Origin of the sequence: Enterobacter sp. S-33, from assembly GCF_028735835.1 — a bacterium.
Lineage (GTDB): Bacteria > Pseudomonadota > Gammaproteobacteria > Enterobacterales > Enterobacteriaceae > Enterobacter > Enterobacter vonholyi.
In genome coordinates, this window is record NZ_CP117838.1 from 1,505,878 (window position 1) to 1,519,274 (window position 13,397).

10 protein-coding genes are annotated in these 13,397 nt (G+C 54.0%); 6 read left to right on the plus strand and 4 right to left on the minus strand.

The window, feature by feature from the left end; genetic code table 11:
* Positions 1-153 precede the first annotated feature (153 nt).
* Entirely contained in the window at positions 154-849 is a 696-nt protein-coding gene (gene aqpZ, locus PUP35_RS07070; protein ID WP_008499998.1) for an aquaporin Z, read from the minus strand.
* Positions 850-1,138: 289 nt separating this feature from the next.
* Between aqpZ and PUP35_RS07075 the strand changes: the two genes are divergently transcribed.
* Positions 1,139-2,797, plus strand: a complete 1,659-nt coding sequence (locus PUP35_RS07075) for an ATP-dependent endonuclease (RefSeq protein WP_274242454.1) — start codon at positions 1,139-1,141, stop codon at positions 2,795-2,797.
* Here PUP35_RS07075 and PUP35_RS07080 read toward each other — a convergent pair.
* The gene (locus PUP35_RS07080; RefSeq protein ID WP_274242455.1) at positions 2,794-3,750 is read right to left on the minus strand and encodes a VirK/YbjX family protein; all 957 of its coding nucleotides are present in this window, start codon (positions 3,748-3,750) and stop codon (positions 2,794-2,796) included. The genes PUP35_RS07075 and PUP35_RS07080 overlap by 4 nt on opposite strands.
* A gap of 159 nt (positions 3,751-3,909) precedes the next feature.
* Between PUP35_RS07080 and macA the strand changes: the two genes are divergently transcribed.
* Together macA and macB are read left to right on the plus strand one after the other, a co-directional pair.
* Positions 3,910-5,025 (plus strand): macrolide transporter subunit MacA, encoded by a 1,116-nt coding sequence (macA, locus tag PUP35_RS07085; RefSeq protein WP_127730241.1) that lies wholly within the window; start codon positions 3,910-3,912, stop codon positions 5,023-5,025.
* Positions 5,022-6,962 carry a macrolide ABC transporter ATP-binding protein/permease MacB gene (macB, locus tag PUP35_RS07090; protein ID WP_274242456.1) on the plus strand — a complete coding sequence of 647 codons (1,941 nt, stop codon included), beginning with the start codon at positions 5,022-5,024 and terminating at the stop codon, positions 6,960-6,962. The genes macA and macB overlap by 4 nt, the downstream gene beginning before the upstream one ends.
* 70 nt (positions 6,963-7,032) lie before the next feature.
* Here the strand turns inward: macB and cspD are convergent, their stop codons facing one another.
* The gene (gene cspD / locus PUP35_RS07095; RefSeq protein WP_008499993.1) at positions 7,033-7,254 is read right to left on the minus strand and encodes a cold shock-like protein CspD; all 222 of its coding nucleotides are present in this window, start codon (positions 7,252-7,254) and stop codon (positions 7,033-7,035) included.
* 267 nt (positions 7,255-7,521) lie between these two features.
* Here cspD and clpS point away from each other — a divergent pair, with 267 nt between their 5' ends.
* Together clpS and clpA are read left to right on the plus strand one after the other, a co-directional pair.
* Positions 7,522-7,842 (plus strand): ATP-dependent Clp protease adapter ClpS, encoded by a 321-nt coding sequence (gene clpS, locus PUP35_RS07100; protein ID WP_006174393.1) that lies wholly within the window; start codon positions 7,522-7,524, stop codon positions 7,840-7,842.
* A gap of 27 nt (positions 7,843-7,869) precedes the next feature.
* Positions 7,870-10,149 (plus strand): ATP-dependent Clp protease ATP-binding subunit ClpA, encoded by a 2,280-nt coding sequence (gene clpA / locus PUP35_RS07105; RefSeq protein ID WP_014831269.1) that lies wholly within the window; start codon positions 7,870-7,872, stop codon positions 10,147-10,149.
* Positions 10,150-10,451: 302 nt separating this feature from the next.
* Here the strand turns inward: clpA and PUP35_RS07110 are convergent, their stop codons facing one another.
* Positions 10,452-11,744, minus strand: a complete 1,293-nt coding sequence (locus PUP35_RS07110; RefSeq protein ID WP_274242457.1) for a hypothetical protein — start codon at positions 11,742-11,744, stop codon at positions 10,452-10,454.
* Between the two features lie 92 nt (positions 11,745-11,836).
* On the opposite strand from PUP35_RS07110, the gene PUP35_RS07115 reads away from it, so the two are divergent.
* Positions 11,837-13,390, plus strand: a complete 1,554-nt coding sequence (locus tag PUP35_RS07115; protein WP_274242458.1) for a bifunctional metallophosphatase/5'-nucleotidase — start codon at positions 11,837-11,839, stop codon at positions 13,388-13,390.
* Positions 13,391-13,397 lie beyond the last annotated feature (7 nt).

Genomic DNA, 13,397 nt, shown 5'->3' on the forward strand with positions numbered 1-13,397 from the left:
TGAGTATCGGTTAAGCGCCAGTGACACTACCCAATAAAGGCTGTTCAGTAAAGCGACAAAAGAAAGCCGGGTAGCGGCTACGCCTTACCCGGCCTACAAGTGCACTCTCACGTAGGTCGGGTAAGCGTTAGCGCCACCCGACACCGCGAGCAATTAATCGCGTTTTTCCAGCAGGGTGCGGTACAGCACGCCGCCCAGGATACCACCGATAATTGGCATCACCCAGAACAGCCACAGCTGCTCAAGCGCCCAGCCGCCCTGGAAGATGGCGACGGCGGTACTGCGTGCCGGGTTAACGGAGGTGTTGGTGACCGGAATAGAAATCAGGTGGATAAGCGTCAGAGCCAGACCAATGGCAATCGGGGCAAAACCAGCTGGCGCATGTTTGTCGGTTGCGCCGTGGATCACCAGCAGGAAGCCGGCGGTCAGCACAATTTCAATCACGATGGCAGACAACATGGAGTAGCCGCCCGGAGAATGCTCGCCGAAGCCGTTAGAGGCAAAGCCGCTGGCCGCCGCGTCGAACCCGGCTTTACCGCTGGCAATCACGTACAAAACGCCAGCCGCAATAATACCGCCAACCACCTGCGCCACAATATAACCAATTACCTCTTTCGCCGGAAAACGACCGCCGGCCCATAAACCTAATGTCACGGCCGGGTTAAAATGACCGCCGGAAATATGCCCCACGGCAAACGCCATGGTTAATACGGTTAAACCAAAAGCCAGCGCGACGCCGACAAAACCAATACCTAATTCCGGGAATGCTGCTGCCAGAACGGCACTACCGCAGCCACCAAATACCAGCCAGAATGTACCAAAGCATTCTGCTGCCAATTTTCTAAACATAACCACCTCAAAAATTTTCCGCACGCTTTCCCGCGCGCGGGATATATCGCCATAAAGGGATGACGACTCGAAGAGCCCGTATTTTAGAAACCAACAACATCCCTTCGCCACTTAAATAAATTCGATTAATTTGATTTAAGGCAATGTGATGTCAATCCTTGTTCAAATCAGCGGTAAATAGAGCATAGACCAATTCTTGTAAGGGTGAATGTTATGCTGTCGTGACAGAGCACCTCCCGCTATACTGCTGATAACTTGAAGGAAAAAGTGATCATTTGTCGGGGGATTTATGCTTCTCGAACGTGTGGAAATTGTCGGGTTTCGCGGTATTAACCGCCTGTCACTGCAGCTGGAGCAAAACAACGTCCTGATCGGCGAGAACGCTTGGGGCAAGTCCAGCCTGCTGGATGCATTGACGCTACTGCTTTCGCCCGAGGACGATCTGTATCACTTTGTTCGCGACGATTTCTGGTTTCCCCCCGGCGACGTGACGGGGCGCGAGAAGCACCTGCACATCATCCTGACGTTCCGCGAATCCGAGCCCGGACGTCACCGCGTGCGTCGCTTCCGCCCGCTGTCACCCTGTTGGGTGCCGTGCGATGACGGTTTTCAACGGATTTTCTACCGGCTGGAAGGTGAGATGGCGGAGAACGAGGGGGTACTCACCCTGCGTGATTTTCTCGATGAGAAAGCTAACCCCATCCCGCTGGAAAATATCGACGATCTGGCCCGTCACCTGATCCGTCTGACGCCGGTGTTACGCCTGCGCGATGCGCGTTTTATGCGGCGTATTCGTAACGGTACCGTACCCAATATGCCGGAAGTGGAAGTCACCGCCCGCGAGCTGGATTTTCTGGCAAGAGAGCTGGTGTCGCGTCCGCAGAACCTTACTGATGGCCAAATTCGTCAGGGGTTGTCCGCAATGGTACAGCTTCTGGAGCACTATTTTTCCGAGCAGGGAACCTCTGAGTCGCGCCATCGTCTGATGCGCCGCCGCTCTCATGATGAGCAGCGAAGCTGGCGTTATCTCGACATCATTAACCGGATGATCGACCGGCCCGGAGGTCGTACCCATCGGGTGATTCTGCTGGGGCTGTTTTCAACGCTTCTGCAGGCCAAAGGCACCGTTCGTCTTGACCGGGACGCCCGACCGCTGCTGCTGGTGGAAGACCCGGAAACGCGCCTCCATCCCATCATGCTCTCCGTGGCATGGCATCTGCTGAATCTGCTGCCGCTCCAGCGTATTACGACCACCAATTCCGGGGAGCTATTATCGCTGACGCCGGTAGAACACGTCTGTCGCCTGGTGCGTGAATCCTCCCGCGTCTCTGCTTTCCGGCTTGGGCCGGGCGGTTTGAACGCGGAAGACGGGCGGCGCATCGCGTTCCATATTCGCTTTAACCGGGCGTCGTCGCTCTTTGCCCGCTGCTGGCTGCTGGTTGAGGGGGAAACGGAAACCTGGGTCATCAACGAACTGGCGCGCCAGTGCGGCCACCATTTTGATGCGGAAGGCATCAAGGTAATCGAGTTCGCCCAGTCGGGATTAAAGCCGCTGATAAAATTTGCCCGCCGGATGGGGATCGAGTGGCACGTTCTGGTCGACGGCGATGAGGCGGGCAAAAAATATGCCTCGACCGTGCGAAGCCTGCTGAGTAACGAGCGAGAGGAAGAGCGCGACCATTTAACTATGCTGCCCGCCATGGACATGGAACACTTTATGTATCGTCAGGGGTTTGACGACGTATTCCACCGAATTGCCATGGTGCCGGTCGATGTCCCGATGAATATGCGGCGCGTGATCGCCAAAGCTATTCATCGTTCCTCAAAACCGGATTTAGCCATTGAAGTGGCGACGGAGGCGGGGAGGCGGGGCGTGGAGGCGGTACCGACCCTGTTGCGGAAGATGTTCTCCCGCGTGCTGTGGCTGGCTCGCGGGAGAGCGGATTAACGTTGGGTCGCCTGTTTCACCTGCTGAATCAGGCTATCCAGCAGCTCGTAGCGGCGGCGATATTCGGAACGCTTTTTGCTGGCGATCTCTTCCATCGGTTTACGCGGCATGACGAGCGGCAGCATAAAGTTACCGCTGTCCTGTTTTTCACCGCCGATGGAGATCCAGAAACTGTCGTAATCGGCCAACAGTTTCCCCTCTTTTTTCTTGCGGTAGCGCCAGCTGCGGTAAATGTGCGTATCGTTACTGACGGCGACAATTTGCTCTACCGGGAACGCGGCGCCGAGGATCATGGCGGCCTCGACCAGCAGACGTTTCGGGAACAGGCCATGGCAGGCTTTTGTCGCACTCTGGATCAGCTCATGCGGAACATGCGCTTTTGCGCCCTGCAAACCACCAATGAACAGCGTCGATTTTCCCTCAAACTGGCAGAGGGTAAAGGTCATCTCCGCCAGCGCCGTATTTTGACCGTCACAGAAAACGAGGGTAGCTTCTCCCTCTTTATCCATAAACGCATCGGCACACAGACGGACGGTAAATTGCTGTTCATCTTTTCCGGTTAAGGTCAGCAGAGTCACGCCCTGCTTTGAAAGGTAACCACTGGTCAGCTTTGCCGGCAGCTGGCGACACATCATCTGATAGTGCCATGACAGCGATTCCAGCGTACGCTGTCTATCCATATTGACCGTCAACCACGGACGATGAAGGCGGCAGGGCAGTCCCGGCTGAACCTGGAGCATTTGCATCAGGTGCGGATGTTCTGCAAGGTCAGACAGCAGGCGAGCGGTGCTGAGCGGTGTCGCCAGTGAACGCAGCATGAACTTACGTCTGTAGGCGGTTTTTTCCCATGCCAGCCCGGGCGCGATCTCACCGAAAGCCAGTTTTTTGAAGAGCTGCCAGCCGGATTTAGGCTGCGGCAGGTTTGAAAGTGATGTGTCGACGATAGAAGACATGGTAGATCCTGATCCTTTTGGAATATCGCTATTTCAACAGGAGAAATGTCAACGTCTCGTAAACAAATTAGGGCGATTTCAGAGAACAGGGGTTTCGTTGAGGAGTCGTTTAGATAGAATCAACATTTATAATTGCCAGAACATTTATTTGGAATATTTATGAATCTCAAGGGAAAACGCAGAACGCTGTTTCTGCTGCTGGCGGTCGTGGTTTTAGTCGGTGGGTACTGGCTATGGCAGGTGCTGAATGCGCCGGTGCCGCAGTATCAGACACTGATTGTTCGCCCGGGCGAACTGCAGCAAAACGTCCTTGCGACGGGCAAGCTTGACGCTTTGCGCAAGGTTGACGTCGGCGCGCAGGTTAGCGGCCAGCTGAAAACGCTGTCGGTTGAGATTGGCGATAAGGTGAAAAAAGGCCAGCTGCTCGGCGTTATCGATCCTGAACAGGCTGAGAACCAGATCCGCGAGGTGGAAGCCACGCTGATGGAGCTGCGCGCGCAGCGTGCGCAGGCGCTGGCAGAACGTAACCTGGCGCAGGTGACGCTGACCCGACAGCAGGCGCTGGCCAAAACCCAGGCGATTTCGAAGCAGGATTTAGACACGGCCACCACGGAACTGGCGGTGAAACAGGCGCAGATTGGCACGATTGACGCGCAAATCAAGCGCAATCAGGCCTCGCTGGATACGGCGAAAACCAACCTCGACTACACCAAAATCGTTGCGCCGATGGCGGGTGAAGTGACCCAGATCACTACGCTGCAGGGCCAGACGGTGATTGCCGCGCAGCAGGCGCCAAACATTCTGACGCTGGCGGACATGAGCACTATGCTGGTCAAAGCCCAGGTTTCAGAGGCGGATGTTATCCATCTTAAGCCGGGACAGAACGCCTGGTTTACGGTGCTGGGCGACCCGCAGACGCGCTACGAAGGCGTGCTGAAAGACATTCTGCCGACGCCGGAAAAAGTTAACGACGCTATTTTTTACTATGCCCGCTTTGAGGTGCCAAACCCGCAGGGCGTGCTGCGTCTGGACATGACCGCACAGGTGCATATCCAGCTGACCGGCGTGAAGAACGTGCTGACCATTCCGCTCTCCGCGCTCGGCGAATCCGCCGGGGATAGCCGTTATAAAGTGAAAGTGCTGCGCAACGGCGAAACGCGCGAGCGTGAGGTTGTGATAGGCGCGCGCAACGACACCGACGTGGTGGTGGTGAAAGGACTGGAAGAGGGCGAGGAGGTTGTTGTCAGCGAAAGCCTGCCCGGAGCCGCCAAATGACGGCGCTGCTTGAGCTGAAGGACATTCGTCGCAGCTATCCGTCGGGCGACGGCCCGGTGGAGGTGCTGAAGGGCATCTCCCTGCGCGTGGAGGCGGGCGAGATGGTGGCGATTGTCGGGGCATCGGGTTCCGGTAAATCGACGCTGATGAACATTCTCGGCTGTCTGGATAAACCCACCAGCGGCACGTACCGCGTGGCCGGAACGGATGTCTCCACGCTGAACGGTGACGCGCTGGCGAAGCTGCGCCGGGAACATTTCGGCTTTATCTTCCAGCGTTACCATCTGCTTTCTCATCTTAATGCGGCGCAGAACGTTGAAGTGCCCGCGGTGTATGCGGGCGTCGAGCGGAAAAAGCGACTTGAACGCGCGCAGACGCTGCTGACGCGTCTGGGGCTGGCGGAGCGGGTGGAATACCAGCCCTCGCAGCTGTCCGGCGGGCAGCAGCAGCGCGTGAGTATTGCCCGTGCCCTGATGAACGGCGGGCAGGTGATCCTCGCGGATGAGCCGACCGGGGCGCTTGACAGCCATTCCGGCGAAGAGGTGATGGCGATCCTGCATCAGCTTCGCGATCGGGGGCACACGGTCATCATCGTGACCCACGATCCGCAGGTGGCGGCACAGGCGGAGCGCATAATTGAGATCCGCGACGGCGAGCTGGTCAGCAACCCGCCGCCGCGTGAGTCCAGAGCTGCGGCATCTAAAGAAGCATTGCCAGCATCAACCGGCTGGGGACAGTTTTCCAGCGGCTTTCGTGAAGCGCTGACCATGGCCTGGCTGGCGATGGCGGCCAATAAAATGCGTACCCTGCTGACGATGCTCGGCATCATTATCGGTATCGCCTCGGTGGTGTCGATTGTGGTGGTGGGCGACGCGGCCAAGCAGCTGGTGCTGGCAGATATCCGCGCTATTGGCACCAATACCATTGACGTCTATCCCGGCAAAGACTTTGGCGACGACGAGCCGCAGTATCAACAGGCACTGAAATACGACGACCTGGCGGCCATTCAGAAGCAGCCATGGGTCAACTCTGCCACGCCTGCGGTGTCGCAGAACCTGCGCCTGCGCGTGGGCAATGTTGATGTGGCAGCCAGCGCGAACGGCGTGAGCGGAGACTACTTCAACGTCTACGGTATGACCTTCAGCGAAGGCGCCACCTTCAACGCCGAGCAGCTGGCGGGCAGGGCGCAGGTGGTGGTGCTGGACGCGAATTCGCGCAGACAGCTCTTCCCCAATAAAGCCAACGTGGTGGGCGAAGTGATCCTGGTCGGCAACATGCCTGCCACGGTTATCGGCGTGGCGGAAGAGAAGCAGTCGATGTTTGGCAGCAGCAAGATCCTGCGCGTCTGGCTGCCCTATACCACCATCTCCGGGCGGATTATGGGGCAGTCCTGGCTCAACTCCATCACCGTGCGCGTGAAGGAGGGCTACGACAGCGCGCTGGCCGAACAGCAGCTTGAGCGGCTGTTAACCCTGCGCCACGGGAAGAAAGATTTCTTCACCTGGAATATGGACGGCCTCTTGAAAACGGCGGAAAAGACCACACGTACTCTTCAGCTGTTCCTCACGCTGGTGGCGGTGATTTCGCTGGTCGTCGGCGGTATCGGGGTGATGAACATCATGCTGGTGTCGGTAACCGAACGTACCCGGGAGATTGGCATCCGCATGGCGGTCGGGGCCCGGGCCAGCGACGTGCTGCAGCAGTTTTTGATTGAAGCCGTGCTGGTGTGTCTGGTCGGCGGTGCGATGGGGATTGCGCTCTCGATGATGATCGCCTTCGCGCTCCAGCTCTTTTTACCCGGCTGGGAAATTGGCTTCTCGCCGGTGGCCATTATTACCGCATTCTTGTGTTCAACCTTTACCGGCATTTTGTTTGGCTGGTTGCCCGCCCGCAACGCGGCGCGGCTGGATCCGGTGGACGCGCTGGCTCGGGAATAACCCGAAAATAAAAATGCCAGCCGATCGGGCTGGCATTTTGACTGCGGGATGTACACAATAAAACAGAGAGCTATGCAACCGTCTCAGCTTCAATGGGGACGATAAGGCTGGCATGATTGCCTTTTGGTCCCTGGTGAACATCGAACCGGACGGACTGCCCGGCTTTGAGCGTTCTGTAACCATCCATCTGAATGGTGGAATAGTGAGCGAAGATATCCTCGCCGCCGCCTTCGGGGCAGATGAAGCCAAACCCTTTGGCGTTGTTGAACCACTTAACAGTACCCATTTCCATGCTTCGACATCCTTCGTAAATCTTATAAGTTAAGATGGAATGAACCGGTGGTGGAGTGGGGGCTGTTCAAAACCTCGCCATCTCACGCTTGTACAATTTAGAGAAACGAAAGAAGTCGTCAAGCGTTTGGCGCTGGAGATGGGACAATAATCAACCAAAGTTTGAAGCAGTTAACGCTATTGCAACAGTTTGTGACAGACATCGCGGATGACAGTAATAGATGATTGTTATCTAACATCTGAGGTAGATTCAAAGTGGTTATGCATAATGGGTAAGACCAACGATTGGCTGGATTTTGACCAGCTGGCGGAAGACAAAGTGCGCGACGCGCTAAAACCGCCATCTATGTATAAAGTTATGTTAATGAACGATGATTACACGCCGATGGAATTTGTTATTGACGTGCTACAAAAGTTCTTTTCTTATGATGTAGAACGTGCAACGCAACTGATGCTTACCGTTCATTATCGTGGCAAAGCTATCTGCGGCATCTTCACAGCCGAAGTGGCGGAAACCAAAGTGGCGATGGTGAACGACTATGCGAGGGAGAACGAGCATCCGTTGCTGTGTACGCTGGAAAAGGCCTGATAAGGCATAAAATTGGGGGAGGTGCCTATGCTCAATCAAGAACTGGAACTCAGTTTAAACATGGCTTTCGCCAGAGCGCGTGAGCACCGACATGAGTTTATGACCGTCGAGCATTTACTGCTCGCACTGCTTAGCAACCCATCTGCCCGCGAAGCGCTGGAAGCCTGCTCCGTGGATCTGGTGGCGCTACGTCAGGAACTCGAAGCCTTCATCGAACAAACCACACCGGTGCTGCCAGCCAGTGAAGAAGAGCGCGACACGCAGCCGACGCTCAGCTTCCAGCGCGTGCTGCAGCGCGCGGTATTCCACGTCCAGTCTTCCGGGCGTAGCGAAGTGACTGGCGCAAACGTCTTAGTCGCCATCTTCAGCGAGCAGGAGTCACAGGCTGCCTATCTGCTGCGCAAACACGAAGTCAGCCGCCTCGACGTGGTTAACTTTATCTCTCACGGAACGCGCAAAGACGAGCCTAACCAGGCATCGGATTCCAGCAATCAGGTCAATAACAATGAAGAGCAAGCAGGCGGGGAGGATCGTATGGAAAACTTCACCACCAACCTTAACCAGCTTGCTCGCGTTGGCGGTATCGACCCGCTGATTGGTCGCGATAAAGAGCTGGAGCGCGCGATCCAGGTGCTGTGCCGTCGCCGCAAGAACAACCCGCTGCTGGTGGGGGAGTCAGGCGTGGGTAAAACCGCGATTGCCGAAGGGCTTGCCTGGCGCATTGTCCAGGGCGACGTGCCGGAAGTGATTGCCGACTGCACCATCTACTCGCTGGATATCGGCTCGCTGCTGGCGGGCACTAAATACCGCGGTGATTTTGAAAAACGCTTCAAGGCGCTATTGAAACAGCTGGAGCAGGACACCAACAGCATCCTGTTTATCGATGAAATTCACACCATCATCGGGGCAGGTGCGGCCTCCGGTGGCCAGGTGGATGCCGCGAACCTGATCAAACCGCTGCTCTCCAGCGGCAAGATCCGCGTGATTGGCTCCACGACCTACCAGGAGTTCAGCAACATCTTTGAGAAAGACCGTGCGCTGGCGCGCCGCTTCCAGAAAATCGACGTGACCGAACCGTCCGTCGAGGAAACGGTGCAGATCATTAACGGCCTGAAGCCGAAGTACGAAGCGCACCACGACGTGCGTTATACCGCGAAAGCGGTGCGTGCGGCGGTGGAGCTGGCGGTGAAATACATCAATGACCGTCATCTGCCGGATAAGGCGATTGACGTGATTGATGAGGCAGGGGCGCGTGCGCGCCTGATGCCGGCCAGCAAGCGTAAGAAAACCGTTAACGTGGCGGATATTGAGTCCGTGGTGGCCCGCATCGCGCGTATCCCTGAGAAAAGCGTCTCTCAGAGCGACCGCGACACGCTGCGCACCCTCGGCAATCGCCTGAAAATGCTGGTCTTTGGTCAGGATAAAGCCATTGAGGCCTTAACCGAAGCGATCAAGATGGCCCGTGCCGGACTGGGGCATGAGCACAAGCCTGTCGGTTCCTTCCTGTTTGCCGGCCCGACCGGCGTGGGGAAAACCGAGGTAACGGTTCAGCTTTCCAAAGCGCTGGGCATTGAGCTGCTGCGCTTTGATATGTCCGAGTATATGGAGCGTCACACTGTCAGCCGTTTGATCGGTGCGCCTCCGGGCTACGTGGGCTTTGACCAGGGCGGCCTGCTCACCGACGCGGTGATCAAGCACCCGCACGCGGTACTGCTGCTTGATGAAATCGAGAAAGCGCACCCGGACGTGTTCAACATCCTGCTGCAGGTGATGGACAACGGGACGCTGACCGACAACAACGGGCGCAAAGCTGACTTCCGCAACGTGGTGCTGGTAATGACCACTAACGCCGGGGTGCGAGAAACCGAGCGTAAGTCCATCGGCCTGATCCACCAGGATAACAGCACCGATGCGATGGAGGAGATCAAGAAGATCTTCACGCCGGAGTTCCGTAACCGTCTGGACAACATTATCTGGTTCGATCACCTGTCTACCGAGGTGATCCATCAGGTCGTGGATAAGTTCATCGTCGAGCTGCAGGTTCAGCTGGATCAGAAAGGCGTGTCGCTGGAAGTGAGCCAGGAGGCCCGAAACTGGCTGGCCGAGAAAGGCTACGACCGTGCGATGGGCGCCCGTCCAATGGCGCGTGTAATTCAGGACAACCTGAAGAAACCGCTGGCGAACGAGCTGCTGTTTGGCTCGCTGGTGGACGGCGGCCAGGTGACCGTGGCGCTGGATCAGGCGAAGAACGAACTCACGTACGATTTCCAGAGTGCGGCGAAGCACAAGCCGGAAGCGGCTCACTGAGTGAGTGGAAGGCTAATGTTAGAAACCGGGCATTTGCCCGGTTTTTTTATTCCTGCTTTTCTCCCTCTTACAGTGGGAGAGGGCCGGGATGACGGCATCAGGCCGCAGAGGAATTTTGCGAGGCGCTTTCCACTTTTGTTCGACGTTGGTTGCTGGATAAATCCACAGTAATAAAATGGCGGCGAACCTGCAAATCAGGTGTCAGGACTGGCATCCTGTAAGTGTATGAATTGACAATCTTACGTGCTCACCTTAACGTACGTTATTGCCTGGAGCCGGTCTATAAGACGTAAAATACGGGCTCACAGAATCAATTTTTGGTTATAAATACAGCCAAGACCCACTAAATGCTGGCTCACAACCCGGGCTCCATAGTTATGACACTGTAATGACCATGGATGGGCTTTCAGCCAGGCACCAAATGCAGTGCAGGGTGCAAGCGTAATCAAAGCGGGTTCCGCTGTACTTTGCTGTCCGGTTAGGAGGCCAATCATCTTGCATCTCTCGCCATTATCCCAGCGCTCCCATACATTCTTCCACCATCCCATTTTCCAGCTGCCAGTCAGGTAAAATGACTTTTCAGAGAGCATGGCGTTTTCAGGCTTTTCAGACACAAACCACAGATTGGTTTTTCCAAGGCCAACCTCTGTTGACCAGGCCGTAATTGCACCGCCACGCAAGACGCACTCATGCGCGAGATAATGATCGGTTACACCCGGGAATCGTCGTTTTAATCGCTGAAAATGACTGTGTATGGTTATGACAGGACGGACTATGCTTCCCCGGTCGTTTCGCTTAAGTTCGGCGCTACCGTACTGAATTTCATCGAACTGACTCCGCGTCAGAAATTGCTTCTCTTGTTCACGAATAAGATCAACATCGCTCGACGGTAATATCGCAGAAGGGCTGGGCTGTGAGCTTTTATAGAGCAACGAATCGCCTGCTTTCCAGTCGCTATAGTTAGTTGTGATTTGCATAATTTTCCCTGAATCAGCATCGGCGCTGATCACAACATATAATTTCTGCCTCGCAGCGCGGCCCTGAAACGGTATTACCATCGTCGTCGTTGACACCCTTGTTAATCCAGGGACAGAGGCATGAAGAACGTGTTCAAACCCGTTAACCGCTTGTGCAAGCGCCCTTTGGTTTGTCGTTTCACCAGAATGCACGCCTTGTTCGAGCCGGGAAAGAAGGGTGATATTTTTATCCTGACATTGAGCATTGTCATAGTGTGGAGTAAACACATAGCGGCAGGTACAACATTGAAGGCGTGGGGTTCTGGCTTTTGTGTATCCATAGTGAATGATGCGAGTTGTAAAACAGCGAGGACAACCTTGTCCTGTATTTCCCAATTTTTGTTGCATGAAGTGTCTGAACCACTCGTCACATTCTTTTTTATTAAACAAGGGCGGAAGGCTGCCACATTTTTGACATTCAAGAGCAGCGTAGCCGAGACGATAAACAGGAACAACATAATCACTCGCATCAGGTATTCCAAGATTAGGGCATGACCAGCTTTTACAAACATTCAGGTCTATTTTTGGAGCGCATTCCATGCATATCACCAACTGATTCTGTGAGTCGATGATTTTCACGCCTCTCTTTTTTATATGCCGTGAGAAAGTTCACAAAATCTGTTTTTTGCTAATCGATAATGAAACTCTTCTTTTAATTAGAGAGTTGAAATATGAAAAAAACAGTAATCGCAGTTTTATTATTGTCGGGATATGCTTCGCTAAGTCCAGCGCAGGACGTTACCGTCATTTATACTAATGATCTGCATGCCCATGTTGAGCCTTATAAACTCCCCTATGTTGCAGAGGGAAAAAGAGCTGTGGGTGGCTTTGCAAATATTGCAACATACGTTAAGCAAGAAAAGAAAAACAATAAGGCTACTTTTTATTTCGATGCTGGGGATTATTTTACCGGCCCGTATATCAGTAGCCTGACAAAAGGGAAGGCAATCATAGATATTATGAATACAATGTCATTTGATGCTGCGTCTGTCGGCAATCATGAGTTCGATCATGGTTGGGATAATACCCTTATACAGCTCAGTCAGGCTAAATTCCCGATACTGTTAGGGAACGTCTTTTATAAAAACAGTAATGTCCTCTTCTGGAATAATCCTTATACCATCATCGAAAAGGATGGCATTAAAATTGGGGTTATTGGGTTGCACGGCGTGTTTGCATTCGATGATACCGTTTCTTCGTCAATGCGTCAGGGGATTGAAGCGCGTGACGAGGTGAAATATCTCCAGCATTATCTGGATGAACTTCGTGGAAAAGTGGATATTACCGTTGCACTTATGCATGAAGGTTTCCCTGCACGCCAGTCCAGTATCGGCAATACAGACGTGAAGCGCGCCCTTGATAAGGATATTCAGACGGCGAAGCAGGTGAAGGGCCTGGATATTCTGATTACCGGACATGCGCATGTTGGAACAGTGGAGCCGCTCAACGTAGGCAACACGTTGGTACTTTCGACTGACAGTGGGGGGATTGATATCGGTAAGCTGGTTCTCGATGTGGATCTAAAAACGCATCACCATAAAATAAAAAGCTTCGAACTTAAAACCCTGTATGCCGATGAATGGAAACCCGATCCGGCAACTCAGAGCGTTATTGATACCTGGAATAAAAAACTGTCCGAAACGGTTCGCCAAAAAGTTGGTGAGACGCCTGTTACGCTTACGCGCGCCTATGGTGAGTCATCTTCACTTGGAAATTTATTTACCGATGCAATGCTTGCTGCAGCGCCTGATGCGCAGCTGGCGCTCACTAATTCAGGTGGTCTTCGCGCAGACTTGAATGCCGGTCCGATAACCCTTGGCGATGTTATCAGCGCTTTTCCGTTTCCAAATGAGCTAACTGTCATGGATTTGAAAGGGAAATCCTTACGCAATCTTATGGAACACGGAGCGTCACTTACAAATGGTGTTTTGCAGATGTCGAAAGGACTGGAAATGCGATATGACCAACATAAACCTGTTGGGCACCGCGTTGTGCTATTTACGCTTAATGGCAAGCCGATTGTAGATACTGATACCTATCGCGTAGCGACAAATAGTTTCCTTGCTCCTGGGGGCGATGGTTTTACCGCATTTATCGATGGTCAGAACAAACAGGTAAAAGGTGGGTATAACCTTTCTGATGCGGTTATTGATTATCTGGTAAAAGGAAATAAGATTATTCCCCAACAGGTGAAAGAAATGCGTGTAAAAGAAGTTGAACAGTAATACTTAA